Below are 268 nucleotides of genomic sequence, written 5' to 3'. Positions count from 1 at the left end.
GGGACGCATCGACGCCGCCTCCGCGCTCGCCGTGCAGGCCCTGGGCGACGGTGCGGCCATGCTGGGTCCGGACCACCCGGAGGTACTGCGTCTGGGTGAACTGGCCGCCTACGTCGCCTACCTGGGCGGTGACCCGCTCCGGGCCTTCCGGCTCTCGGTCGACCTGGTGCACGCCCGGCGCCGTACGGGCGACGCGGAGGCGGCGTACGGCAATGTGCGGAGCGCGGCGACGGCCTGGCGCGCCGTACGCGACCCGCTGCTCGGCCAG

The organism is Streptomyces glaucescens (assembly GCF_002154375.1).
GTDB lineage: Bacteria > Actinomycetota > Actinomycetes > Streptomycetales > Streptomycetaceae > Streptomyces > Streptomyces glaucescens.
The sequence above is the reverse complement of the archived record's forward strand: the minus strand, read 5'-3'. Positions refer to the sequence as shown.